Annotated in this window: 25 protein-coding genes; 7 read left to right on the top strand and 18 right to left on the bottom strand. The window is 64.8% G+C overall.

Translation table 11 applies throughout. The features are described 5' to 3' along the window. Positions 1-7 precede the first annotated feature (7 nt). From KDD17_RS03335 to KDD17_RS03320, 4 genes are all read right to left on the bottom strand, one after another. Complete coding sequence (locus KDD17_RS03335) at positions 8-1,174, bottom strand: PQQ-dependent sugar dehydrogenase (RefSeq protein ID WP_212705273.1); 1,167 nt, start codon at positions 1,172-1,174, stop codon at positions 8-10. Positions 1,175-1,265: 91 nt separating this feature from the next. Beyond that, positions 1,266-2,618, bottom strand: a complete 1,353-nt coding sequence (gene proS, locus KDD17_RS03330) for a proline--tRNA ligase (protein ID WP_212705272.1) — start codon at positions 2,616-2,618, stop codon at positions 1,266-1,268. A 72-nt stretch (positions 2,619-2,690) separates the two neighbouring features. Then, complete coding sequence (gene pepT, locus KDD17_RS03325; RefSeq protein ID WP_212705271.1) at positions 2,691-3,929, bottom strand: peptidase T; 1,239 nt, start codon at positions 3,927-3,929, stop codon at positions 2,691-2,693. A 51-nt stretch (positions 3,930-3,980) separates the two neighbouring features. Continuing rightward, the gene (locus tag KDD17_RS03320; RefSeq protein ID WP_212705270.1) at positions 3,981-4,772 is read right to left on the bottom strand and encodes a helix-turn-helix transcriptional regulator; all 792 of its coding nucleotides are present in this window, start codon (positions 4,770-4,772) and stop codon (positions 3,981-3,983) included. Positions 4,773-4,981: 209 nt separating this feature from the next. On the opposite strand from KDD17_RS03320, the gene KDD17_RS03315 reads away from it, so the two are divergent. The 5 genes from KDD17_RS03315 (at position 4,982) to KDD17_RS03295 (ending at position 11,295) form a co-directional block, all read left to right on the top strand. Beyond that, positions 4,982-5,494 (top strand): fasciclin domain-containing protein, encoded by a 513-nt coding sequence (locus KDD17_RS03315; RefSeq protein WP_212705269.1) that lies wholly within the window; start codon positions 4,982-4,984, stop codon positions 5,492-5,494. 93 nt (positions 5,495-5,587) lie between these two features. Then, entirely contained in the window at positions 5,588-6,664 is a 1,077-nt protein-coding gene (locus KDD17_RS03310; protein WP_212705268.1) for an AI-2E family transporter, read from the top strand. 1 nt (position 6,665) lies between these two features. Further along, positions 6,666-7,349, top strand: a complete 684-nt coding sequence (locus KDD17_RS03305) for a P-loop NTPase family protein (protein ID WP_212705267.1) — start codon at positions 6,666-6,668, stop codon at positions 7,347-7,349. Positions 7,350-7,397: 48 nt separating this feature from the next. After that, complete coding sequence (locus KDD17_RS03300; RefSeq protein ID WP_212705266.1) at positions 7,398-9,572, top strand: RNA degradosome polyphosphate kinase; 2,175 nt, start codon at positions 7,398-7,400, stop codon at positions 9,570-9,572. 160 nt (positions 9,573-9,732) lie between these two features. Then, on the top strand, positions 9,733-11,295 hold the full coding sequence (locus KDD17_RS03295; protein ID WP_212705265.1) for a Ppx/GppA family phosphatase: 1,563 nt from the start codon (positions 9,733-9,735) through the stop codon (positions 11,293-11,295). On the opposite strand, the gene KDD17_RS03290 is transcribed toward KDD17_RS03295, so the two are convergent. Genes KDD17_RS03290 through KDD17_RS03260 form a run of 7 tightly spaced genes read right to left on the bottom strand, consistent with a single transcriptional unit; the run spans position 11,296 to position 17,535 of the window. Then, on the bottom strand, positions 11,296-11,667 hold the full coding sequence (locus KDD17_RS03290) for a hypothetical protein (RefSeq protein WP_212705264.1): 372 nt from the start codon (positions 11,665-11,667) through the stop codon (positions 11,296-11,298). It abuts the gene before it with no gap. 39 nt (positions 11,668-11,706) lie between these two features. Beyond that, entirely contained in the window at positions 11,707-12,711 is a 1,005-nt protein-coding gene (locus KDD17_RS03285; protein ID WP_212706135.1) for an endonuclease/exonuclease/phosphatase family protein, read from the bottom strand. A gap of 5 nt (positions 12,712-12,716) precedes the next feature. After that, positions 12,717-13,397, bottom strand: coding sequence for a molecular chaperone DjiA (locus KDD17_RS03280; RefSeq protein ID WP_212705263.1), 681 nt, complete (start codon positions 13,395-13,397; stop codon positions 12,717-12,719). Between the two features lie 31 nt (positions 13,398-13,428). Beyond that, positions 13,429-13,899, bottom strand: coding sequence for a GNAT family N-acetyltransferase (locus KDD17_RS03275; RefSeq protein ID WP_212705262.1), 471 nt, complete (start codon positions 13,897-13,899; stop codon positions 13,429-13,431). After that, the gene (locus KDD17_RS03270; RefSeq protein ID WP_348541478.1) at positions 13,899-14,495 is read right to left on the bottom strand and encodes a VOC family protein; all 597 of its coding nucleotides are present in this window, start codon (positions 14,493-14,495) and stop codon (positions 13,899-13,901) included. The genes KDD17_RS03275 and KDD17_RS03270 overlap by 1 nt, the downstream gene beginning before the upstream one ends. Next, positions 14,496-16,628, bottom strand: coding sequence for a methylmalonyl-CoA mutase (gene scpA, locus KDD17_RS03265; protein WP_212705261.1), 2,133 nt, complete (start codon positions 16,626-16,628; stop codon positions 14,496-14,498). Then, the gene (locus KDD17_RS03260; RefSeq protein ID WP_212705260.1) at positions 16,588-17,535 is read right to left on the bottom strand and encodes a hypothetical protein; all 948 of its coding nucleotides are present in this window, start codon (positions 17,533-17,535) and stop codon (positions 16,588-16,590) included. The genes scpA and KDD17_RS03260 overlap by 41 nt, the downstream gene beginning before the upstream one ends. 168 nt (positions 17,536-17,703) lie before the next feature. On the opposite strand from KDD17_RS03260, the gene KDD17_RS03255 reads away from it, so the two are divergent. Then, a complete protein-coding gene (locus tag KDD17_RS03255; RefSeq protein ID WP_212705259.1) occupies positions 17,704-18,159 on the top strand; it encodes a DUF4174 domain-containing protein in 456 nt (151 codons plus the stop codon). Between the two features lie 42 nt (positions 18,160-18,201). On the opposite strand, the gene KDD17_RS03250 is transcribed toward KDD17_RS03255, so the two are convergent. Further along, positions 18,202-20,247 carry an acetyl-CoA carboxylase biotin carboxylase subunit gene (locus KDD17_RS03250; protein WP_212705258.1) on the bottom strand — a complete coding sequence of 682 codons (2,046 nt, stop codon included), beginning with the start codon at positions 20,245-20,247 and terminating at the stop codon, positions 18,202-18,204. Positions 20,248-20,585: 338 nt separating this feature from the next. Between KDD17_RS03250 and KDD17_RS03245 the strand changes: the two genes are divergently transcribed. Next, a complete protein-coding gene (locus KDD17_RS03245) occupies positions 20,586-21,755 on the top strand; it encodes a DcaP family trimeric outer membrane transporter (protein WP_212705257.1) in 1,170 nt (389 codons plus the stop codon). Positions 21,756-21,846: 91 nt separating this feature from the next. Here the strand turns inward: KDD17_RS03245 and KDD17_RS03240 are convergent, their stop codons facing one another. From KDD17_RS03240 to KDD17_RS03215, 6 genes are all read right to left on the bottom strand, one after another. Beyond that, positions 21,847-22,053 (bottom strand): hypothetical protein, encoded by a 207-nt coding sequence (locus tag KDD17_RS03240; protein WP_212705256.1) that lies wholly within the window; start codon positions 22,051-22,053, stop codon positions 21,847-21,849. 135 nt (positions 22,054-22,188) lie between these two features. Beyond that, complete coding sequence (locus tag KDD17_RS03235; protein ID WP_212706133.1) at positions 22,189-22,536, bottom strand: hypothetical protein; 348 nt, start codon at positions 22,534-22,536, stop codon at positions 22,189-22,191. A 75-nt stretch (positions 22,537-22,611) separates the two neighbouring features. After that, positions 22,612-22,758: a hypothetical protein gene (locus KDD17_RS03230; protein ID WP_212705255.1), complete on the bottom strand. Its 147-nt coding sequence runs from the start codon at positions 22,756-22,758 to the stop codon at positions 22,612-22,614. A gap of 214 nt (positions 22,759-22,972) precedes the next feature. Continuing rightward, on the bottom strand, positions 22,973-23,326 hold the full coding sequence (locus KDD17_RS03225; protein ID WP_212705254.1) for a DUF6497 family protein: 354 nt from the start codon (positions 23,324-23,326) through the stop codon (positions 22,973-22,975). A gap of 20 nt (positions 23,327-23,346) precedes the next feature. Continuing rightward, positions 23,347-23,607, bottom strand: a complete 261-nt coding sequence (locus tag KDD17_RS03220) for a DUF7218 family protein (RefSeq protein WP_212705253.1) — start codon at positions 23,605-23,607, stop codon at positions 23,347-23,349. 111 nt (positions 23,608-23,718) lie between these two features. Then, positions 23,719-25,251: an acyl-CoA carboxylase subunit beta gene (locus tag KDD17_RS03215; RefSeq protein WP_212705252.1), complete on the bottom strand. Its 1,533-nt coding sequence runs from the start codon at positions 25,249-25,251 to the stop codon at positions 23,719-23,721. Positions 25,252-25,262: the final 11 nt, after the last annotated feature.

The raw sequence follows: 25,262 nt of genomic DNA, 5'->3' as shown, positions 1-25,262 counted from the left end.
CCCGCAATCAACCGCTGGTATCGGGGGTGAGTCGCAACAGCCGCCCGTTCGAGCTGTCGAGGATCAGGATCGCGCCGTCGAGGTCGACCTTTACGTCCCAGACGCGGAATTCGCCGTCAAAGAACCGCTCTTCCCCCACGACACGCTCACCGTCCATATCCAGCCGCACCAGACCGCCGGGGTTGAGCGACGCCGCCAGCACGTCGCCCTGCCAATCGGCAAACATCTCGCCGTCGTAGAAGGAGAAGCCCCCCGGCGCGATCACCGGATCCCAGTAGTATTGCGGCTCCTTGAAACCTTCGGCACGCGGCTCGCCCGATCCGATGGGCGATCCGCCGTAGTTGATCCCGTAGCTGACCACCGGCCAGCCGTAGTTTTCGCCCGCCACGATCACGTTGAGCTCATCCCCGCCGCGCGGCCCGTGCTCAAGCGTCCAGAGCGTGCCGTCGGGGGAGATGTCGATGCCTTGTGGATTGCGATGGCCCAGCGTCCAGACCGCATTGTCAAACGGGTTATCGTCCGGCACCGTGCCGTCGGGGCGGATGCGCACGACCTTGCCGTAGGTCTTGTCCACCTCCTGCGCCTTGCCCCGGTCGGCGCGGCTGGAATGCTCCCCCGTGGTCAGGAACAGAAAACCGTCCTGCAGCACCATGCGCCCGCCAAAGTGCATCGGCGTGGGCGACGGCGGATCCTGCACAAAGATGTCTGTCAGCCCCTCCAGCCGCGTGCCATCGGCGCTCAGCGTCGCGCGGGCGGCGGCGGTGGCGGATTTACCGCCGGACATCGGTTTGGAATAGCTCAGATAGATTTCCCGGTTTTGCGCAAAATCCGGCGAGAGCGCGACATCCAGCAACCCACCCTGCCGTTCGGTCACCAGATCGGGCAATCCGGCGATGGGATCGCCGAGCGCTCCGTCCTGCACCAGACGCAACGCGCCCGCGCGCTCGGTCAGGATGTAGCCGCCGCCGGGCAGCGGCTCGACCGCCCAAGGGGTATCGAGGCCCGTCGCCAGTTCCTGCACGGCAAAAGTCACGCCGCTTGATTGTGCGGGGGCGCGGGTCTGGGTGTCCCATGCGGGCGCGAAATCAGTGTTTTTCGGGCCTTGATCGACGCCTTGGGCGCAGGCGGCGCTGGCCAAAAGGACGGCGGCAAGGGTGATGGGTGTTTTCAGCATGGGGGCTCCCCTTCCTCGTGGGTTTCAATCGCTTGACCCTGAAGGATGGGGCGCGCGCGGGGCAATTCCAGCCCGCGCGCGTTCACAATGGCTAGATCCCGCGCACGTGCAGCCCGGCGTAGACCTGCGCCACCCGCGCGACGGCCTCTTCGGGCGGCAGCTCTTCGCTGATCCCGGTGCGGCGGGAGGTGAGCTCGACCACCCCGTTCTTGAGGCCGCGCGGCCCCACGGTGATGCGCCACGGCAGACCGATCAGATCCATCGTCGCGAATTTCCCGCCCGCCCGTTCGTTGCGGTCGTCGTAGAGCGGATCAAGGCCCAGCGCCGTCAGACTGTCGTAAAGCGCCTGACACGCGGCGTCCGCCTCGGCGTCGCCCTGTTTGAGGTTCACGATCCCGCAGTGGAAGGGCGTGACCCCCTCGGGCCAGATGATGCCCTTGTCGTCGTGGGACGCCTCGATGATCGCGCCCAGAAGGCGGCTGACGCCGATGCCGTGGCTGCCCATGTGCACCGGCACAACCTTGCCGTCCGGGCCCTGCACCGTGGCGCCCATCGCGTCGGAGTATTTGGTGCCGAAGTAGAAAATCTGCCCTACCTCGATGCCCCGCGCGGTGCGCTGCCGCTCGGCGGGCACCTTGGCGAAGAGATCCGCATCGTGGGTCTCGTCGGTGCGGGCGTAGAGATTGGTGAATTCCTCCATCACGCCCGCGCATTGGGCATGGTCGTCGTAGTCAATCTTGCGGTCGCCAAAGGTCAGATCGGTGACCGCGCTGTCGTAGAACACCTCGCTCTCGCCGGTGTCGGCCAACACGAGGAATTCGTGGGTATCGTCGCCGCCGATGGGGCCCGAATCCGCGCGCATGGGGATGGCTTGCAGGCCCATCCGCTCGTAGGTGCGCAGGTAGCTGACGAGGTGACGGTTGTAGGCGTGCAGCGCGTCTTCCTTGGTCAGATCAAAGTTGTAGCCATCCTTCATGTAGAATTCGCGGCCCCGCATCACGCCAAAGCGCGGGCGCATCTCGTCGCGGAACTTCCACTGGATGTGATAGAGCGTCATGGGCAGGTCTTTGTATGACCCGACGTGGCTGCGGAAGATGTCGGTGATCATTTCCTCGTTGGTGGGACCGTAGAGCATGTCACGGTCCTGCCGGTCGCGGATGCGCAGCATTTCGGGGCCGTAGGCGTCGTAACGCCCCGATTCGCGCCACAGATCGGCGGGTTGCAGCGTGGGCATCAGCATCGGGATATGGCCCGCACGCATCTGCTCTTCGTGCACGATGTTTTCCAGCTTGCGCAGCACGCGAAAGCCCAGCGGCAGCCACGAATAGATGCCGGCCGCGTTTTGTTTGATCATCCCGGCCCGCAGCATGTAGCGATGCGAGACGATCTGCGCCTCGGACGGCGTTTCCTTCAGGACAGGTAGAAAATACCGGCTCAACCGCATGACGGGCTCCTTTTCAGTGGTTGCGCGAGGCTTAGATTATCGTCCCGCCGGGGCAATGTTTGTTCGTGCCGGTCAGGACGTCACCGCCCGCTGCACCAGATGAAGGGCGACCTGCGTGGCCGCCCCCATGTCCTGCACCGACACCCACTCCAGCGGCCCGTGGATTTCCTGCATGCCGGTAAAGATATTGGGGCACGCCAGCCCCATCTCGGTCAGGCGCGAGCCGTCGGTGCCGCCCCGAATGGGGACCGATCGGACCTCGAGCCCGGCGTCGCGCACCGCCTCCTGCGCCAGATGCACGGGCGTCATGTCGTCTTCCAGCCAATAGCGCATGTTGCGGTATTGCGGGGTGATCTCGCAGGTGATCCGCGCGCGCGGCTCGGTCGCGGCGATGGCGGCGCAGACCTGTTGCAGGATCTCGCCCTTCTGCGCCAGCCCGTCACGCTCAAAATCGCGCAGGATGAAACCGATGCGCATTTGCGCCGCATCGCCGGACATATCCGTCGCGTGGATAAACCCCTCGTCGCCGCTCGTCGTCTCCGGCGTCATCGTGACCTGCGGCAAGGTCTCGATGATGCGTGAGGCGAGGTGGATGGCGTTGACCAGCTTGTCCTTGGCCCAGCCGGGGTGGATGGACACACCCGTGACCGTGACAATGGCGCGGTCGGCGCTAAACGTCTCGAATTCGACATCGCCGGGGGTGGCGCCGTCGAAAGTATAGGCAAAATCGCAGGCCATGTCGGCGGGCAGGCGCGCGTCGACGCCGCGCCCGATTTCCTCATCGGGGGTAAAGGCGATGCGGATCTCGCCGTGCGGAATGTCGGTGTCGTCGAGCAGGTGGCGCGCGGTCGCCATGATGATCGCCACGCCGGCCTTGTCGTCCGCCCCCAGCAGCGTGAGCCCCGAGGCGGTGATCAGATCATGCCCCACGCAGCTATCCAGATGCGGCGAGACGTCGGGGCCAAGCCGCAGATCGGGCGCGTCGGGATAGCTGATATCGCCGCCGTTGTAGCGCTCGATCAGCCGCGGCTTTACCCCGGTTGCGTTGAACTGCGGCGCAGTGTCCACATGGGCGCACAGACCGATCACCGGCCCCTTGGCCGTCGCGGGCACGGTGGCCAGGACGGCGCCGTACGCCGTCAGGCGCACATCCGTGGCGCCCATTTCTTCAAGCTCGGCCACCAGCATCCGGCTGAGATCAAGCTGGCAGTCGGTGCTGGGCTGGCTGGCACTGCTCTCGTCGCTTTGGGTGTCCACGGCGGCATAGCGCATCAGGCGCGCGGCCAACTCATCGTCAAAGGGGGTGCGCATGGCGGCTCTCCTGTCTGGCTTTGTGCCAGACTGCCCGGCGCGCCCGCGCTGTCAACTGCCCGTGGGCTCCGCCAGAAACAAATGGCCCAGCAGCGCCGCCTTGGAAACCGCCTGCGCCGTCGTCTCGACGCCCAGCCGGTCCCGCGCGCCGCGCAGGTGTTTTTCCACCGTCGCCACCGACAGCCCGGTCAGCACGGCCACGTCCTGCATGGATTTGCCGTCGGCGATCCATTCAAGCATTTCGCGCTGGCGCGGGCGCAGCAGGTCTTCCTTGCCCGGCAGCGGCATGCGGGTGATGTTGAGATGGGCTGCGGTGCACAGCGCCTCGATGCAGCGCCCGTGTTTGTCCCACATCGCATCAAGCCGCGCCTGATCCCACCCGCGCGGCCCCATGATCCCCAGCCCGCCTTTGAGCCGCGTCGTATCCGACCGGAAACTCAGCAGATAGCCTGCCGGCTGGCCCGCCTTTTCGAGAATTTCCATGTACTCAAGCTCTTGTGGCTCCAACCTGCCCGCGCGCCATTCGGTCACGAAATGCCCCCAGGACACCGCACCGTCGTTCTCGGCCATCCAGCGGAAATGCGGCGAGCGGCGGTAGGCGCCTGTCTCGATATAGTTCGAGAAATCACTGTCCCCCATCGACGACAGATAGAGAATATCCTGCAAATCGCCGAGGGAATAGCCATAGCGCGAGCGCGTCAGCCCGTAGCGCACGGCGGTGATGTCAAACAGCTTGAGCGTGCTCAAAAGCCGTGTCCAGACCTCGTCATAGCTGCGCGCGTGCAGGATCTCGGCCATCTCGGCCATGAGTGTCTCGGCGGTGGGGGCTGCGTTGACTGGCACGGGTGAGGTTCCTGCGGGGAGTGCGCGGACGCGGAAATCTGGCCAAACGGTACATTATGTCGCAGGTGCTGTCCACGGCCCTAGTCCACCGCAAAACTGCATCAAATTGCAAATTTGTAATGCGCACACGCTGATCTGGTCGCAACGTTCCCCCGTATCCCCTTCCAACATGCCGCTGAGCATGTGGTTTGACACAAAGGAGAGAACACATGAAATCCACATCCATCGCCGCCGCCTTTGCCGCGTTCCTGAGCCTTGGCACCGCCGCACAGGCCGCCAACATCGTCGAAATCGCCTCGGGGGACGAGCGGTTCTCGACCCTTGTTGCCGCCGTCTCCGCCGCCGGTCTGGCCGAGACGCTGCAGGGCCCCGGCCCCTTCACCGTGTTTGCGCCCGTCAACGATGCCTTTGCCGCGCTGCCTGCGGGCACCGTCGACACGCTGCTTCAGCCCGAGAACAAGGGTCAGCTGACCGACGTGCTCCTTTATCACGTGGATGACCGCAACCTGACCGCCGAACAGATCCCGGCGGGCTCAAACTACTTCAAGCCGATCAACACGGCCGAGCGTCTGTGCATCACCAAGGGCGCCAGCGGTGTGAGCATCGCCGACGGCACCGGTGAGACGGCCAATGTCGTGGTTGCCAACATTCAGGCCGACAACGGTGTGATCCACGTCATCGACAAGGTGCTGCTGCCCGGCACCCGCCCCGCTTGCCACTGAATGCCGGTGCCTGCCCCCGTCGCGGGGCAGGCTGCCCCTTGAAACGGGGGGCGCGATGGGCGATTTAGCGAGGATCCCTATTGGAGCACCGCCATGGCCCTGCCGATCAAAGATCAACTCAGATACTGGGGTGTCGCGGCGATTGTCATCGTCGTGGCGCTCTATTTCATGGGCGACGTGCTGCTGCCTTTTGTGCTGGGCGGGGCGATTGCCTATTTCCTCGATCCCGTGGCAGACCGGCTGGAAAGCATGGGCGCCAGCCGCGCGGTCGCCACGGCGCTGATTACCATCGTGGCGCTGCTGGTGTTCGTGATCATGGCCCTGCTGGTCATCCCGACGCTGGTGTCGCAATCGCTCAACCTGATCGAGATTGCGCCGGATCTTTTCCGTCGTCTTACGGCCTTTCTGACCGAACGCTTCCCCTCCCTGCTCGAAGAAGGCTCCACCCTGCAAAACTCCCTGCGCTCGCTGGGCACCGCCGTGCAGGAGCGCGGCGGTGAGCTGTTGGAGACGGCGCTGAGCTCAGCGCGCGGGATCATCAACGTCATCATGCTGTTCGTGATCGTGCCCGTGGTCGCCGTCTACATGCTGCTCGACTGGGACCGCATGGTGGCGCAGCTTGACGCGCTGCTGCCACGCGATCACGCCCCCACGATCCGCAAATTGGCCCGCGACATCGACAAGACGCTCGCGTCCTTCATCCGCGGCATGGGCACCGTCTGTCTGGTGCTGGGCACCTACTACGCCATTGCGCTGATGCTGGTGGGCCTGCAATTCGGGCTGGTCGTGGGCTTCATCGCCGGGCTGGTCACCTTCATCCCCTACCTCGGCGCGCTGATCGGTGGGGCGCTTGCGATCGGTCTGGCGCTGTTCCAGTTCTGGGGCGACTGGATTTCGATCGGGCTGGTCGGCGGGATCTTTGTGATCGGTCAGGTGATCGAGGGCAACGTGCTGACGCCCAAGCTGGTAGGCAATTCCGTCGGTCTGCATCCGGTGTGGCTCATCCTCGCGCTGTCGGTCTTTGGCACGCTCTTTGGCTTTGTCGGCATGCTGGTCGCCGTGCCGGTCGCCGCCTCGCTGGGCGTGGTGGCGCGCTTTGGGGTCGATCAATACCGCGACAGCCTGCTTTATCGCGGCACCGAAATAGTGCCGCAGGACGCAGAGGACTGAAATGGCGCAGCAGCTTGGCCTTGATCTTCCCGCCCGCACGGCGCGGGGGCGCGACGATTTTCTGGTCGCCCCCTGCAACGCGCTGGCCGTCTCGCTGATTGATGGCTGGGAGGGCTGGCACCCGCGCAAACTGGTGCTGAGCGGCCCGCCCGGCGCCGGAAAGACGCACCTTGCCCATGTCTGGGCGGAACGCGCCGGCGCGGTGATCCTCGATGCGGCGGATCTGGTCGACGCCGACATCCCCACGCTGGCACAGGGCGCCGTCGCGGTGGAGGACATCCCCCGCATCGCAACGCAGGCAGAGGCGCAGACCGCCCTGTTCCACCTGCACAACCTGACGCTTGCCAGCGGCGGCACCCTGCTGCTGACAGGCACCGGCCCCGCCGCCCATTGGGCGCTCCCCCTGCCCGATCTGCAAAGCCGCATCGCAGGCACGCTGGAGGCGCAGATCGACGCGCCGGATGACGCGCTGCTGGCAGCACTTCTGGTGAAACTCTTTGCCGACCGCCAGCTGTTCCCGCCCGCCGATGTGGTGCCCTTCCTGCTGCCCCGGATCGAGCGCTCCTTTGCCGCCGCGCGTGACACAGTCGCCGCCATCGACGCCTACGGGCTGGCGACGAAACGCCCGCTGACCCGCGCGCTGGCCTCTGCCGCGCTGGACAAGGGCACGGCCCCCGCGCGATAGTCAGCCCACCGTCACACGCCCGTCACACTCCCCTGCCAAGGCACACCCATGTCCGACGCCGATTTCCTGACCGCCCCCTTCGCCGATGCCCTGCCCCTGCCGGATCTTGATCTGACGGGTCCGGGCCGGTTCCAGAACCGTGAGCTGAGTTGGCTGGGCTTCAACTGGCGCGTCGTGGAGGAGGCCGAGAACCCGCGCGTGCCGCTGCTGGAACGCCTGCGCTTCCTGTCGATTTCTGCCGACAACCTCGATGAATTCTACACCGTGCGCGTCGCGGGCCTGCGTGAATTGGCGCGCGCGGGCAACACCACCCCCGCCGCCGACGGCCTTAGCCCCGCAGAGCAATTGGTGCTGATCAACGAAAACGCCCGCGCCCTGATGACCACGCAACAGCGCGTGCTGGCCGATCTGCTGCGCGAGATGGACGCGCAGAACATCATGCTCGAAGGGCCGAATGACCTCGACGCGGATGACCTCAAGGCGCTCGACACGACGTTTCTAGAGCGTGTCTTTGCGGTGCTCTCGCCGTTGGCGATCGACCCCGCGCACCCCTTCCCCTTCATCCCCAACACCGGTTTTGCGCTGGCCGTGCAGCTGGAGCGAACGCGCGACAAGCGCCCGCTGCAGGCGCTGCTGCCGATCCCCGCGCAGATCGACCGCTTTGTCGCACTGCCCGCGCCGGAGGGGTGCAAACGTTTCCTCCCGCTTGAGGATCTGCTGGCCCTGAAAATCCCCGACCTCTTTCCCGGCTACAAATTGAAAAACCATTTCGCCTTCCGCGTCCTGCGCGACAGCGATCTGGAGCTTGAGGACGAGGCGGAGGATCTGGTGCGCGAATTCGAGGTCGCGCTCAAACGCCGCCGCCGGGGCGAGGTGGTGCGCATGACCCATTCGGCCGGCGCGCCACCAAAGCTCATGGCGCTCATCATGCACGAACTGGGGGTCGAGCCGCAGGACGTGATCGAGATCGACGGCATGATCGGGATCGACGATCTGTCCGAACTGGTGACCGATGACCGCCCCGATCTGCTTTGGCCCGTCTTTTCTCCCCGCGTGCCCGAGCGGGTGATGGACCACGAAGGCGACATGTTCGCCGCCATCCGCCAAAAGGACATGCTGCTGCACCACCCGTATGAGACCTTCGACATGGTGGTGCGTTTCCTGCAACAGGCCGCGCGCGATCCCAATGTGGTGGCGATCAAACAGACCCTCTACCGCACGTCGCGCGACAGCCCCATCGTCGAGGCCCTGTGCGAGGCCGCCGAGGACGGCAAATCCGTCACCGCCCTGGTCGAGCTCAAGGCCCGCTTTGACGAGGCCGCCAACATCCGCCAGTCGCGCAGGCTGGAACGCGCGGGCGCGCATGTGGTCTACGGCTTTATCGATCTGAAAACCCACGCAAAAATCTCGACCGTGGTGCGCCGCGAGGGTGATGAGCTGGTGACCTACACCCACTACGGCACCGGAAATTATCACCCGATCACCGCGCGCATCTACACCGACCTGTCGCTCTTTACCTGCGACAAGGCGCTGGGGCGCGACGCGACCAAAGTGTTCAACTACCTGTCAGGCTACGCACCGCCCGACGGGCTCGACAATCTCGCGATCTCCCCCACGACGCTCAAACCGCGCCTGCTGGAGCTTATCGCCGCCGAAGCCGCCCATGCACAGAACGGCAAGCCCGCGATGATCTGGGCCAAGATGAACAGCCTCGTCGATGCCGAGGTGATCGACGCGCTCTACGCCGCAAGCCAGGCGGGCGTGCAGATCAGCCTCGTCATCCGCGGCATCTGCGGTCTGCGCCCGGGTGTGGCGGGGCTCAGCGAGAACATCCGCGTGAAATCCATCGTTGGCCGTTTTCTCGAACACTCCCGCATCGTGTGCTTTGGCAACGGCCACGGCCTGCCGCACAAAAAGGCGCGGGTGTTCATCTCCTCCGCCGACTGGATGGGCCGCAACCTCAACCGCCGGGTTGAAACACTGGTCGAGATCAACAACGCCACCGTGCAGGCGCAGATCGTCAGCCAGATCCTCGCCGCCAACCTCGCCGACATCGCGCAAAGCTGGGTCATGGCCCCCGACGGCAGCTTCACCCGCCCGGCTTTGCCCGAAGGGCAATTCGCCTTCAACTGCCACCGCTTCTTCATGGAAAACCCCTCGTTGTCGGGCCGCGGCAGCGCGGGTGCCGCCGACGTCCCCAAACTCACCCACACCGAAGACTAGGCGCCGCCCCCCCCCTGCACCCTTTTCCAAATACCTAAATCCCCCGCCCTTCCCACGCGCCGCCGTTGCGGATAATTCACCGGCCCCTGACGCCACTGCGCCATTGACCGCGCGGATCACATGCGCCAGTTTCCCGCCAGATCCCGGATCCGGAGCGTGCATGACCGACCCTGCCAAACCTGCCGTCCCCGAAACCGGCGTGGCCGATCTGGGCCTCTTTGGAAAACCCCTGTTCGAGGATCCGTCGGCCCGTGCCCTGCGCCGCGTGGGCGTGGTTGATGTGGGCTCGAACTCCGTGCGATTGGTGGTCTTTGACGGCGCCGCGCGGTCGCCCGCGTATTTCTACAACGAAAAAATCATGTGCGCGCTCGGCGCCGGCATGGCCGAGACGGGGCATCTGTCGCCCGAGGGGCGCGCGCGCGCGCTGTCGGCGATGCACCGGTTTTCGGCGCTGGCCGACGGTATGGGGCTGAGTGAGCTGACCGTCGTGGCCACGGCGGCCGTGCGCGACGCCAGTGACGGGCGCGCGTTCCGTGAGGACGTGCTGCGCGAAACCGGTCTGCGCATCTGGACCATCGACGGCGAGGAAGAGGCGCGGCTCTCGGCGCAGGGCGTGCTGCTGGGCTGGCCCGGCGCCTACGGGCTGGTCTGCGACATTGGCGGATCGTCGATGGAGCTGGCGGAGATCTCCGGCGGGCGCGTGGGGCGGCGCGTAACCTCCAACCTCGGCCCGCTGAAACTGCGCGACATCAAGGGCGGTGCCAAGGCGCGCGAGCCCTACATCAAGGAAACGATGGAGCAGCTGGCCGAAAAGATGGGCAAGCAGCGCGACCGCCTATTCCTCGTGGGCGGCTCGTGGCGCGCCATCGCACGCATCGACATGATCCGCCAGGGCTATCCGCTGATGGTGCTGCACGAATACCGCATGACCCGCGAAAGCGTGCGCGAAACGGTCAAATTCATCAAGAAATCCAACATGGAAGAGCTGCGGCTTGAGGCGGGCATTTCGTCGGGCCGCGCGTCGCTCGTCCCCTTTGCCGCCGAAGTGCTCAGCCGTCTGGTCAAGACGTTCAAGCCCAAGGACATCGCGATATCCAGCTATGGCATCCGCGAGGGGATGCTCTATGAGCAGATGCCCCAGCGCCTGCGCGACCGCGATCCGCTGATCGAGGCGTGCCGTTTTGCCGAAGCCAAGGACGCCCGCGTGCCGGGCTTTGGCCGCACGCTTTACAACTTCATCCTGCCGCTCTTTCGCAGCGCGTCGGCCCCGCGCAAACGGCTGATCAAGGCGGCCTGCCTGCTGCATGACGTCAGCTGGCGCGCGCATCCCGACTACCGCGCCGAGGTCTGTTTCGACAACGCCACCCGCGCCAATATGGGCGGCATCAAACACGCCGAGCGGATCTATCTGGGTCTGGCCCTTTTGCACCGCTACTCCAACAAGCGCGAGAATTCGCGCTTTGCCGATCTGTTCGAGATGGTCGATGAGGCTACGCGGCGCGACGCCGAAATTCTTGGCAAGGCGATGCGTTTTGGTGCGATGCTGTGGGCGGATAAGGACGGCGATCTGGGGGAGCTGCGCTGGCATCCCAAGAAGAAAGAGCTGTATCTGCGGCTTGCCCCCGACATGATGCCGCTCTTTGGCGAGGTGGCGGAGGCGCGCTTCAACTCGCTCGCCGCCAGCCTCGAGGCGACGGCCACGGTGAAAAAAGCGCGCCGCTGACTACAGCTCGATCTGCGGCATGTCCTGTTGTGGCGCGTCCCGCTCGGGCGCGTCGGGCAGGGGCGCGTCGGGCTTGCGACGGATGATGATATCGCCGTTGGGCAGCACCTCGGGCGCCTCATAGGCGGACCAATCCTCGACCTCCTCCAGCACCGCGCGCAGCTTTGGCCCCATCTCGGTGACAAAGCTTTCCAGCGCGGGCCCTGCCTCTTCCATCAGCTCGGCCATGCCGTCGATGGCGGGGGCCATCTCCTCCAGCAGCCCTTCGAAAAACAGCTGCGCCCCGCGTTCCATCAGCGAGGGGCCGTCGTCTTGCGCTGCGGCGGGGTTGGCGAGTGCCGTGACGGCGAGGAAGCAAAATATCTGTCTCATACCCCTGAATATAGGAGGTCGCAGACGGATTCCCAAACTCTAGATATCCAGCGTCAGTAAAACCGGAAAATGATCGGAGGCGGCAATCAGCGCGTCGCGCAACCCCGCATCGGCCCAGCAGGCGGGATCGTCCATCGGGTGCAGGATACGCCAGCGCGCGCCGCGCGCCCGCAGATCCGCGCTCACCATGATGTAGTCGAGCAGCGCCTGCAGATACCGCTCCTCGTGTTTGAGGTAAAAGCGCGCGGTCGTGGGGGCAGCGGCCAGCGGGTGGCCCAGCGCCATGGCGGCGTGCGGATCGTACAGCGGCGGCGCGCCCCCCTGCCCCAGCACGATCTCGACCGAGGAGCAGCCAAACAGATCCTCGAACGCATCGAGCCCCGGCCCATCGTTGAGATCGCCGATCACCATCAACGGCGTGCGGTCTGACAGATGCTGCGTTACCCGCGCGCGCAGCCAGATCGCCTGTGCCAGCTGTTTGCGCCGGTTGGCGATGGCGATCTGCATCGCGTGGGCCTCGTCGCGCGCGCCGTGAGGCGCCTTGGATTTCAGATGCGCGCCGATCATGCGAAAGGCAAAGCCCCCGCGCGTCTCGACCGCCAGTTCCAGCGGCGGTTTGGAAAAGATCACCGCACCGCGCTCAGCGTCGATGTCCAGATCAATATGAAGCGTCTTGTCAAAGCGCGGCGCGTCGGGGGCCTCTTGCGGATCGTGGCGCACGCTCAGCCGATCAGGATCGTACATCAACGCGATTTCCTGTTGCGTGTCGTTGACAAAGCCGATCACCGCCTCGCGCGCCCGGAGCCCAAAGCGTTCCGCAAAGCGGCGCAGCGCCAGTGCACCGTCGTGGTGTTTGCCCGCATCGGGCGCCTCGATCACCATGACCGCATCGGCATCCAGCGCCTGAAACACGCGCCCCAGCGCCGCCGTCTGCTGCGCGCGCGTCACGTCCCAGCGCGCAGACCAGGCCCCGTCGTCGAAAAGCCGGTCGTCCTCGTCAAACAGCGCCGCAAACCATTCGACATTGTAGGTCGCGATGCGCAGCGCGCTCACGTAGCTTTACCGGAAATCGTGGCCCAGGCGCGGTTGATGTCGATCATCCGCTTTTCGGCCAGCTTGATGGCTTCTTCCGGCAGACCGCGCGCGGTCAGCGCGTCAGGATGGTTGTCGCGCACAAGGCGGCGGTAGGCGGCGCGCGCCTCCTCGACGCTGGCCGTCGGCGCGATGCCCAGCACCGTGTGCGGCAGGGGCGAGCTATTGGGCACAAACCGCGCTCGCAGAGCTTCGAAATCCCCTTCGGGCAGGGCAAAAATCGCGGCCACCTCTTCGAGAAAGGCGTTTTCGTTGGGATGATACACACCGTCCGCCATGGCGATGTGGAAAAGCCCCTCCATCAGATCCGACAGGATCGCGGTATCCTCGCCAAACATCGCGCGGATGCGGCGGGCGTAATCGTCAAACCCGGTCACATCGGTGCGCGCGAGGTTGAACACCCGCGCGGCCCCCGCGGCGTCGGCGTCAGCGATCTGGAAAACCTCGCGAAAGGCCGTGACCTCATCACGGGTGACGGTGCCGTCGGCCTTGGCCATCTTTGCGCCCAGCGCGATCACCGCGATGGTGAAAGCGACCGAGCGTTCGGGCGGGGTGCGCAGACGGTCGAACACCTGCGCCAGCCCTTCGCCCGAGGTCAGCGCCGCCAGCGCGTCGGAGATGCGGGTCCAGATCGACATGGGGGCAGCCTAGCCTTTTGCGGTGCGGATGTCAGGGCGCTTTGCACGCGGCGGTCATCAGGATCAGGTCCAGCCAGCGCCCCTGTTTGCGCCCTACCTGCGGCAAATGCCCGGTCTTTGCAAATCCCATTCGGGTGTGAAACGCAATGGCGCGGGCATTTTCACCGCTGATCGCGGCCACCATGCGGTGCAGGCCCTGTTGGTGCGCCCGCGCGAGGGCAGCCCTCATCAGCGGGGCCGCGACACCGGGTCGCGCGGTGATGATCGTATGCTCGGCCGTATGGGCGTAGCCCGGCCCGCCCCGAAACGGCCCCCATGTGACAAAGCCCGCGATTCCGTCGGCTTCAGCCACCAGCATCGAACCGGGGCGCGCCGCCAGCAGGGCGGCAAGATCATCTGGCGTTTTCTCCTGCGTCGTGAAGGTCGCCGTGGTGTCACGGATCATCGCGTTCCAGAGCGCGCCGATGGCGGGCAGATCGCCGGGACCTGCGTCGCGGATCATCACAGGGTGACGAGGCCATTCGGGGTGGAGATCTGCGCCGTCAGCATCGCAGGCCCGGTAACAAAACCGATGCGCGGGTCGGTCAGCGCACCCGCAAGTTCTGCCGCGATGCCCTCCGCATCCGGGTGCTGGACCGTCAGCCGGCTCAGCGCGCAACCGGACGCAAGCAGCGCCTGTCCCGGCGGGCTGTCGCTATGCCAGTGCAGCACCGTGGGAAAGGCACCGCCCATCGGCAGGCGGCCATCCTCCGGCACGCCCATATCCCAGCGCAGATCGCCGCGCTGCATCGGCACGGCCCTCATCCCGTGGCGCAGCCACGGGGTAAAGGGATCCGCCGCACAAATCCAATTCGCCAACCGCGGTGGCCCGGTAAACTCATCCAGCCCGAACCAGCGCGGCCCGTCCGAGGGCGCCCCCGGCTCCGGCGCAATGACCTCAAGATAGAGGCCCTCCGCCAGACCCAGCAGCCGGTTGTGCGTGCCGTAGCGCGCGTGCCGCCCGCCCGGCCCCATCGCGACGCCCAGACGCGCTTCGGCCCAGGCGACGCCTTCCTCCAGCGTCTGTGCGGCAATCGCGATGTGGTCGAGCCGCAGCACCTAGCCGCGCGCCGCCGAGATCAGCTTGAGGATATCCTGCGCCGCCGTGGGGATGTTGGTGCCGGGGCCAAAGATCGCCTTGACCCCTGCGTCATAGAGGAATTGGTAATCCTGCTGCGGGATGACCCCGCCACAGATCACGATGATATCCTCCGCGCCTGCGTCCTTGAGGGCTTTGACAAGCTGTGGCGCGAGCGTCTTGTGTCCCGCCGCCTGAGAGCTGATGCCGATGACGTGTACATCGTTGTCGACGGCGTCCTGCGCGGCCTCGGCGGGCGTCTGGAACAGCGGGCCCACGTCCACGTCGAACCCGATATCGGCAAAGGCGGTCGCGATGACCTTGGCGCCCCGATCGTGGCCGTCCTGGCCCATCTTGACCACCAGCATACGCGGGCGGCGGCCCTCGGTCTCGGCAAAATCCTCGACCGATTTCTGGATCGCGGCAAAGCCTGCGTCGCCCTCGTAGGCGGCGCCGTAGACGCCGGCGAGGGTTTTGACCTCGGCGCGGTGGCGCCCGAATTCTTCTTCCATGGCCATGCTGATTTCTCCTACGGAAGCCCGTGCGCGGGCGGCTTCGACGGCGGCGGCAAGCAGGTTGCCGCCCTCGCGGGCGGTGCGGGTCACCTCGGCAAGGGCTGCCGTGCAGGCGTCGGCGTCCCGTGTCGCGCGGATGCTTTCCAACCGCTTGATCTGGCTGTCGCGCACGGCGACGTTATCGACGTCGAGAATGTCGATCTCGTCCTCCTTGTCGCGACGGTACTTGTTCACGCCGACGATCACCTCGGTGCCCCGGTCGATGCCCGCCTGACGCTCGGCGGCGGCCTCTTCGATCCGCAGCTTGGGCATGCCGGAGGCGACGGCCTTGGTCATGCCGCCCAGCTCTTCGACTTCCTCGATCAGCTTCCACGCCGCATCGGCCAGATCGGCGGTCAGTTTCTCGACGTAGTAGCTGCCCGCCAGCGGATCGACCACATTGGTCACGCCGGTTTCTTCCTGCAGGATCAGCTGCGTGTTGCGCGCAATGCGGGCCGAGTGATCCGTCGGCAGGCCGATCGCCTCATCGAGCGAGTTGGTATGCAGCGACTGCGTGCCGCCCAGCACCGCGCTCATCGCCTCATAGGCGGTGCGCACGACGTTGTTGTAGGGGTCCTGCTCTGCAAGGCTGACGCCCGAGGTCTGGCAATGGGTGCGCAGCATCGAGGACTTGGGGTTCTTCGGCTCGAATTCCGCCATGATGCGCGACCACAGCAGACGCGCGGCGCGCAGCTTTGCCGCCTCCATGAAAAAATTCATGCCGATGCAAAAGAAGAAGCTCAGGCGCGGGGCGAATTTATCCACGTCCATGCCCGCCGCGATGGCGGTGCGCACGTATTCACGTCCGTCAGCGAGGGTAAAGGCTAGCTCCTGCACGAGGTTCGCACCGGCCTCTTGCATGTGGTAGCCCGAGATCGAGATGGAGTTGAATTTCGGCATCTCGTTGGCGGTGTATTCGATGATGTCCGCGATGATCCGCATCGAGGGCTCGGGCGGATAGATGTAGGTGTTGCGCACCATGAACTCTTTGAGAATGTCGTTCTGGATGGTGCCCGAGAGCGCGGCCCGGTCGACGCCCTGCTCTTCACCCGCGACGATGAAATTGGCGAGGATCGGGATGACCGCACCGTTCATCGTCATGGAAACGCTGACTTTATCCAGCGGGATACCGTCAAAGAGGATTTTCATGTCCTCGACTGAATCGATGGCGACACCGGCCTTGCCCACATCCCCCTCGACGCGCGGATGATCGCTGTCGTAGCCGCGGTGCGTCGCCAGATCGAAGGCCACCGACACCCCCTGCTGCCCCGCCGCCAGCGCGCGGCGATAGAAGGCGTTGGATTCCTCGGCGGTGGAAAAGCCCGCGTATTGGCGGATCGTCCAGGGACGGCCCGCGTACATCGTGGCCTTCACCCCGCGCGTGAATGGCGCCTGACCAGGGATACCGCCCAGATGGTCCACCCCGTCGAGGTCATCCGCCGTATAGAGCGGCTGCACCGGGATGCCTTCCAGCGTGTGCCAGGTCAGATCATCCACCGCGCGACCGCGCAGTTCGCTTTCAGCCAGATCGCGCCATGTCTGCTTTGGGTCTTCGCTCATGCTCATGTCCTTTTGTCAGTACCTCGCCCGGCAGGCTTGGGCCTGCTCTGTCGCGGGTGGTTTCCTCTGTCAGTGTTGCCAGCCCGTCCGCCCCGGCGGTGAGCCACATCATATCGTCGGCGTAGGCCTCGCGCAGCATCGCGGCCTCTGCGGGCGTGAAGGGGGTCCACCGTCCGTCGTGGGTCGCCCCCAGCGCCTCGCGCGGCAGCCCCGCCTCGTCCATTTCGCGGTGCAGGCGCGCCAGATCCGGCGCGCGGTTCAGCCAGACACCCGCACCAATGCCCGGCGCCGCGCGATCGGTCAGCGCGGTGTAGAGCACATCGGCTTGCCCCGCGACCCGCTCAAACGGAACAACGATCAATTCTGCGCCCGGCAGCGCGCAGGCCATGTCGGTAATCACATCGCGCCAGGTGCGCGGATGCGCGGCGATCTGCGCGCGCCGCTCGGGCGGCGGCACCGGATGCCCGCGCCCGATGGCGTAGGACATCACCGACCCCCACCACAGCTCTTGCGAGCGGATCGTCAGCACGACGCGGGCGATGCGCCCCTCGAATGCGGTGCCAAGCCGGGCAAGCCGTTCGCCCACACCGGGATACATCACCCCAGCCCGCAGACACGCCCGCGGCGCGCCGATCATGTTTTCCTCGGAGATCACCAACCGCTCCGCCCCTGCCCTACGGGCCTGCGTCGCGTGCATCTTGACGCGCCCCATGGCGCGGCGTTGCAGGTTGCGCCCGTTCTGCATCCGCTCTTTCTGGAACAGGCCCGAAAACATGTTGGGGCGCAGCGTCTCAGGCTCCCACAGGGCGGTGCCATCGGCCAGCAGCGCATCGCGATTGGCGCGCAGATAGTGCTGAAAACTGGTCGTGCCGGTGCGGTGCGCCCCGGTGTGCAGAAGAATATCCATGATGCCGCGTAACCCCCCGTTACAAAGGACCGCAAAAAGCGGACCCAAAGACTGTGTCGCGACACTCATGCGACAAAATCCCTTGCAGCGGGCTTAATGGGGAAAAACGCGCCTGCGGCATTCGCAATCGACAAATGCGCGCTTATATTAATCGGCGAAGGAGAGCTTATGAAATCGATCTTATCGGCTGTTTTCATTGCCGCTTTTGCCGCATCGGCGCAGGCGCAGACCCCGCAGGAAAACCCGGCTGGCCTGCTGATCGTTGACGCAACGCAGACAGATTTAGCCGAATTCAAATGGAAAAACCGCCCCGTTGTCGTCTTTGCCGACAGCGCGAACGACCCGGCCTTCATCGAACAGATGGAGCTGATCGCCGTTGATGCCGCCCGTCTGGCGGAGCGTGACGTGGTCGTGATCACCGACACCGACCCCGACGCGCGCAGCGACATCCGGCTGCGCATGCGGCCGCGCGGCTTCATGCTGACGCTGGTGGGCAAGGACGGGCAGCTCAAGCTGCGCAAACCGTTTCCGTGGGACGTGCGCGAAATCACCGCCAGCATCGACAAGATGCCGATGCGCCAGCGCGAGATCCGCGAGCGCAAGGAGACCGCGCAAGGCAGCTGAGGCATCTGCCCCGGCGTGACTGTGCGCGGTCCGCAATCCACCCTATTCGAACTCCATGATGACGTCGTCGACGGCGAGGCTGTCACCGGCGGCGGCGTTGATCTTGGACACCACACCCTTGCGCTCGGCGCGCAGGATGTTTTCCATCTTCATCGCCTCGATGGTGCACAGCGCCTGACCCTCCTGCACCTCGTCGCCCTCGGCCACGTCGAGTTTCACCACCAGACCCGGCATCGGGCAGAGCAGCATTTTCGACGTGTCCGGCGGCACCTTTACCGGCATCTTGCGCGCCATTTCCGCCTGCAAAGGCGTGCGCACATGCACCTTGAGGTCCGCGCCGCGCGTGCGCACCCGGAACCCGCCCGAGATCTTGCCGACCTTCAGCACCAGCGGCGCATCCGCCACGGTCATCTCGGCCAATGACATGCCCGGCGTCCAATCGCCCGAGACGCGCAAAGTGCTGCCGTCGTCAAAGGCAACGCTCGCCCCCGCGGGGTCGGCGGAAATCACCACGTCGAACGAATGGCCTTGCACGGCCACGTTCCAATCGCTGCCGACCTTGCGCTCATGGTTGTCCATGCGGCCCGACACGCGCGCGCGGCGGATCTCGCCCACGCGGTGCATGGCGGCGGTCGCGGCGGCGATGCGCTTCAGTTCACTCTCCGCCAACTCGACCCCTTCGAACCCGTCGGGATACTGCTCCTCGATGAACGCCGTGGTCATGGTGCCGTCGATAAAGATCGGGTGATCCATCACGGCGCTCAGGAACGGCAGGTTATGCCCGATCCCTTCGACCTCAAAGCTGTCGAGCGCCACGCGCATCCGCTCGATCGCCTCGGCGCGGGTCGGCGCCCATGTGCACAGTTTGGCGATCATCGGGTCGTAGTACATGCTGATCTCGCCGCCCTCGTAGACGCCGGTATCGTTGCGCACGGCCATCTCGGCGCTTGGCGCCTCCCCCTGCCATTTGTCGTTGTCCAGCAGCGGGCCTGCGGCGACCTCCTGCGGCGGGCGGTAGCGGGTCAGACGCCCGATGGAGGGCAGGAACCCACGGTAGGGATCCTCGGCATAGAGCCGGTTCTCGATGGCCCAGCCCGTCAGCTTCACGTCGTCCTGCGTCATGGTAAGTGGCTCACCATTGGCGACGCGGATCATCTGTTCGACCAGATCGACACCGGTGATCAGCTCGGTCACCGGATGTTCCACCTGCAGACGGGTGTTCATCTCGAGGAAATAGAAATTCTTGTCCCCGTCGACGATGAATTCCACCGTGCCCGCCGAGGTGTAGCCTACGGCCTGCGCCAGTGCGACGGCCTGCTCGCCCATCGCCTTGCGGGTCGCTTCATCGAGGAAGGGCGACGGCGCCTCTTCGACGACCTTCTGGTTGCGGCGCTGGATCGAACACTCCCGCTCGCCCAGATAGATGCCGTTGCCATGCGCATCGCAGAGTACCTGGATTTCGATGTGGCGCGGTTGCGTCACGAATTTCTCGATAAAGATGCGGTCATCGCCAAAGCTGTTGGCGGCCTCGTTTTTGGACGACTGAAACCCCTCGCGCGCCTCATCGTCGTTCCACGCGATGCGCATGCCCTTGCCGCCGCCGCCCGCAGATGCCTTGAGCATTACCGGATAGCCGATCTCGTTGGAGATCTTCACCGCCTCATCGGCGTCGGCGATCAGGCCCATGTAGCCGGGCACGGTGCTGACGCCCGCGTCCTGGGCGATCTTTTTCGAGGTAATCTTGTCGCCCATCTTCTCGATCGCGCCCTTGGGTGGGCCGACAAAGGCAACGCCCGCGGCTTCGAGCGCGTCGGCGAAATTGGCGTTTTCAGACAGGAAGCCGTAGCCGGGGTGCACCGCCTGCGCGCCCGAGGATTTGATCGCCTCCATCACCTTGTCGATGACGATGTAGGATTGGTTGGCGGGCGGCGGGCCGATGTGCACGGCCTCGTCCGCCATCTGCACGTGCAGCGCCGAACGGTCGGCATCGGAATAGATCGCGACGGTCTGGATGCCCATCTTGCGCGCGGTTTTGATGACGCGGCAGGCAATTTCGCCGCGGTTGGCGATTAGTATCTTTTTGAACATGCGGTGGGCTCCTTGAAGGGGATGAGGGGGGCGCTGGCGGTTGTCACCGGGCACCAAAAGCAGCGGGCGCGGTCGGCGGCACGCACCTCGCCGCGTTGTGATGGGGGCGTGACCGAATAGGCCGCTCCCGGCGCACGGCACGGCGTTTGCGCCATGCGCAATTGAGCCGCGCGCCCACACGAAGCGTCACGGCCCTGCGAGCGGGCGGGCGCCGCGGCGGCAGTCTCACGCACGCTCCGCAACCTGTGATTTGTGGGTGAGCGCTCAAGTGCCGCAGCGTCAGGATCACACGCCCGGCCACGGTGGCCGCGATGTGCACAATCCCCGGGGAGATCCAGATGACAGACAAACCAAACAGAAAATGGGCCGTCGTGCCCTGCGCCCTGCTGACGGTCGGCATCGCGCTGACGGTCAGCGAGGCACAGGCCCAAAGCACCGAAATCGAAGAGCTGCGCACCCGCGTGGCCGCCCTTGAGGCCGATGACCGCAACCGCGCGACGACGTTCAACATCGGCGATGGCACCACCGTAGAGGTCTACGGCTTTGTCCGTTTCGAGACCTTCTATGATTTTGACTTTGCCCAGGGCGATCTGTCGCGCGCGGGCCGCGTGGGCGAGGACGCCTTTGCCACCGACGGCGAATTCGACACCAGCGTGCGGGTCTCGCGCTTCGGCATCCGTTCGGCCACCGAAACGGGCGTCGGCAAAGTCGAGACGCAGCTCGAATTCGACCTGTTCAGCGGCTCCGAAACCTCGACCTCGCCCACCCTGCGCCTGCGCCACGCGAACATCGAAATCGCCGACGCGCTGCTGTTCGGGCAGTTCTGGACGAACTTCATGCCGCTTGTGCATTACCCGACCACGGCTGATTTCAACGGGCCGGTCGGCGTGACCTTTGCCCGCGTGCCGCAGATCCGCTACACCTACAATGCGGGCAACGGCTTTACCTTTTCCGGCTCGATCGAGGAAGCAGCGGGCGAGAGCAGTGATCCGGTCGTCACCGCTGCAGCCCTCTACCGGGGTGAGAATTACTCCCTGCGTGCCGCAGCTCTCGCGGGCACCTTCAACGACGGCGGCACCGAATACGACACCAACGGCCTGACCCTGTCGGGCAGCGTAAGCCCATGGGAAGGTGGCACATTCTCGGCCACCTACGTCACCGGTGAGGCGCTCGGCAATCTGCTGATCGGCGGCGGGGATCGCGTTGTTGGCGGGGTGACAAACGACGCCGACGGCTTCACGCTCGAATTCCGGCAGGACATCGGGGAGAAATGGAACGTCGGGCTCGCGCTCGGCAACGAAAGCTATGATCTGGCCAGTGGCGGCACCGGCGTCGCGGGCGACCTCAATGATTTCACCGATCTGCGGTCGCTGCACCTCAACGCCTTCTACCAGCCGACCGACAGTCTGACCTACGGCATCGAATACATCTATCTGGAAAGCGAGACCTCGACCGGAGAGACTTTTGACGCCAATCGCATCGGCGCCTCGGTGACTTTCGCGTTCTAAGCAGAGCAGACCTGCGCGCGAGAGGCGGGCGGGCGTGGGACGGTCGGCATCCATGCGGGTGCCGACCGTTTGTTGTTTCGAACGTCGACGATCAGTCGCAGGCGACCACGTCTGTCTGGCAGGCCAGCACATTGGCGCCGGCACCGATGGCCGCGCCCTGCGCAAGGCTGCCGTTTGTGATGGCTGCGGCACCTGCGCCGATGGCTGCACCGCCCAGCGCCTGCTCCCCGATGGTGTCGCCGCAAGCCGCGAGGGCCGTGAGAGAGACAAGTGCCGTGATCTTTGCGAGATGTGCCATTTTGCGTATCCTTTATCTGTCAATATCCGACAGAAAACTCCGGACGCGGGCACATGTTCCACGCAGAATATATTTTTCAGAAACCTTGGCCGGTTCTGGCCGATCTGCGGGAAGGCGGTGCGCATCATTCCGCCCTCACCCGTCAATCACATCGGGAAAGGACGCGCGGATCGCCGCCGGATCCAGTACCAGCATCGCCTCGTAATCGGCGGGGTCAAACGGATCGGTGGCAGGCAGAACCTCGCGCCCGAAAAGCCACGACAGACGCCCCGCATCCAGATTGCCGCGCTCGAATGGCGCGTCGCCGAAATGCTCCCACAAGGCGCGCATGAATGCTTCGTCCGCGCGTCTGTCAGGCGCCCGCCGGTCAGACCGACGCTCGCGCCGGGTGATCGGCGTAGCGCCCTTGGGATTGGCGCGGCGCAGGGTGAACTGGAAATCGGTGCCGGGCAGACGACCCGGAAATCCGCGGTGTTTGAGCATGTAGTCTAGGGCCATGCCACGCCCCCCGCGATCGGGGCGGTCGGGGCGGACGCAAACGCCCGCCCCGTCTGTCGCTTACTTGTATTTACCTGTGAACACAGGCTCCTGGCTGATCGGCTCTGGATCAACCACGACAAATTCTTCGACCTGCTGCTCTTTTGCACAGGCGGCAACTGCGGCGATAAGGCCGAATGCTGCCAATAGTTTGATGCTCTTCGACATCTGTTTCTCCTGTCACTGTTTGTGCGGGACAGACGTTTGAAACCTGCCATTGTTCCCGCATGGATTGCGGACGACAAAGAAGTGTCACCCGCGCGCATCATACGCGAGTGGCGGGTTTGTGGATATGTGGATAGTTTCTGCGCGATGATCTGTGACGCCAAAGCCGCAAAACTTTGTCCACATGAACTGCCAGCCGCAAGATATTGTGCACCCATCAGAATTCATCCCACATGCAGGCACCGTCCACAGGGCGAAAAGCCTCGAAAAACTGCGTGGCGTCGGGGTCGGGCACGCTGAATTCCGTGATCCGGTCCATGAAGGAGATCACGATGCGGTCCCCCGTGAGGGTGTATTCATGCATGTATGGAAGAGCGAGCGTGTCGCACAGATGCAGCATGTCCTCGCCCGCCACATCGAAACCGACCTGTCCTTCTTCGCGGCCGATCTGCGGCGCAAGAAAGCGAAAGCGCAGCCATGTCGCCTCCCCCTGACGGTCAACAAGCACTTCATGCAGCGTGACGTCTTGGCCGGATGGCACATCCTCAGCCTGAGCAGCGGTGCTGAGCATGACAGCTGCCGCGATGCCGATCAGGTGCTGCGCAGCGCCTCTATCAATTCGGATTTGTCCATATCCGAGCGCCCGTCGATGTCCAGCTCCTGCGCCCGTTCGTACAGCGCGTCGCGTGTCCACTCCTCGTAGGGCGGCTGCTTGCCCCCCTTGCGCGACGGGTTCTGATCGTCGCTGGCTTTCGCATTGGCAATCGCCGCCGCCTTTTGCTTGGACGCCCCATCGGCGCGCAACGCCTCGTAGGTATCCTCGTCCTTGATGCTGGGTCTGTCCTTGGCCATCGCACACTCCTTTAGCGCCCAACGGCGAGGGCGGCGCGGAAGTTCCCGCGTCGCGCGCGCAGAGAAGGCCGCGCAAGGTATTTTTGAAAGGGTGCAGGGGCATGGGCGGTTCTACAACGGGATGTTGTCGTGCTTTTTCCACGGGCGCGTGGTTTTCTTGTTGCGCAGGCTGGCAAAAGCGCGCGCGATGCGTTTGCGGGTGGTGTGGGGCTGGATGACCTCATCGATGAACCCACGCTCCGCCGCGACGAAGGGATTGGCAAAGCGCTCTTCGTAATCCGCGGTATGCTGGGCAAGTTTTTCGGGGTCATTCAGATCGGCGCGGTGAATGATTTCGGTCGCGCCCTTCGCGCCCATCACCGCGATTTCAGAGGTGGGCCATGCGTAGTTGAAATCAGAGCGCAGGTGTTTGGACGCCATGACCACATAGGCGCCGCCGTAGGCCTTGCGGGTGATGACGGTGACCATGGGCACGGTCGCCTCGCCGTAGGCGAACAGTAGTTTCGCGCCGTGTTTGATGACGCCGCCGTATTCCTGAGAGGTACCCGGCAGGAAGCCGGGCACATCGATCAGCGTCAGGATCGGGATTTCGAACGCGTCGCAGAAACGCACGAAGCGTGCGGCCTTGCGCGCGCTGTCGATGTCGAGCACGCCCGCAAGCACCATCGGCTGATTGGCAACGACACCGACGGTGCGCCCTTCGATGCGGACGAAGCCGATCACGATGTTCTTGGCGAATTCCTCCTGGATCTCGTAGAAGTCCCCTTCGTCGGCGAGCTTGAGGATCAGCTCCTTCATGTCGTAGGGGGTATTGGCGTTCTCTGGCACCAGCGTGTCGAGCGAGGGCTCGATCCGGGCGGGATCGTCAAAGAACGGCCGCACGGGCGGTTTGGCCTGATTGTTGGCAGGCAGGAAATCGACGAGGCGGCGGACCTCGGCCAGCGCTTCGACGTCATTCTCGAAGGCCGCGTCGGCGACGGAGGATTTTCGGGTGTGCGTGCTGGCGCCGCCCAGTTCTTCGGCGGTGACCTGTTCGTTGGTGACGGTTTTCACCACATCGGGGCCGGTGACGAACATGTAAGAGCTGTCTTTGACCATAAAGATGAAGTCAGTCATCGCGGGCGAATAGACCGCCCCGCCCGCGCAGGGCCCCATGATAACGGAAATCTGCGGCACCACGCCGGAGGCTTCGATATTGCGCTGGAACACCTCGCCGTAACCTGCAAGGCTGTCGACGCCTTCCTGGATGCGCGCGCCACCGGAATCGTTGATGCCGATGATGGGCGCGCCGTTCTGCACGGCCATATCCATGATCTTGCAGATCTTTTTGGCGTGGGTTTCAGATACCGAGCCGCCAAGGACGGTGAAGTCCTGGCTGAACACATAGACGAGGCGCCCGTTGATCGTGCCCCAGCCGGTGACCACACCGTCGCCCGCGGGTTTTGCCTGCTCCATCCCGAAGTCGGTGCAGCGGTGGGTGACGAACATATCGAACTCTTCGAAAGATCCCTCGTCGAGCAGCAGGTGCACCCGCTCACGCGCCGTGAGCTTGCCGCGCCCGTGCTGGGCGTCGATCCGCTTCTGGCCGCCGCCCAGGCGGGCGGTTTCACGGCGGTCGTCAAGCTGTTGCAGGATATCTTTCATGGTCGCACTCC

It is taken from the genome of Sulfitobacter albidus (assembly GCF_018200035.1).
GTDB classification, from domain to species: domain Bacteria; phylum Pseudomonadota; class Alphaproteobacteria; order Rhodobacterales; family Rhodobacteraceae; genus Sulfitobacter; species Sulfitobacter albidus.
Note: the sequence above shows the minus strand (reverse complement) of the source record. Positions and strands in the feature narration are given on the sequence as shown.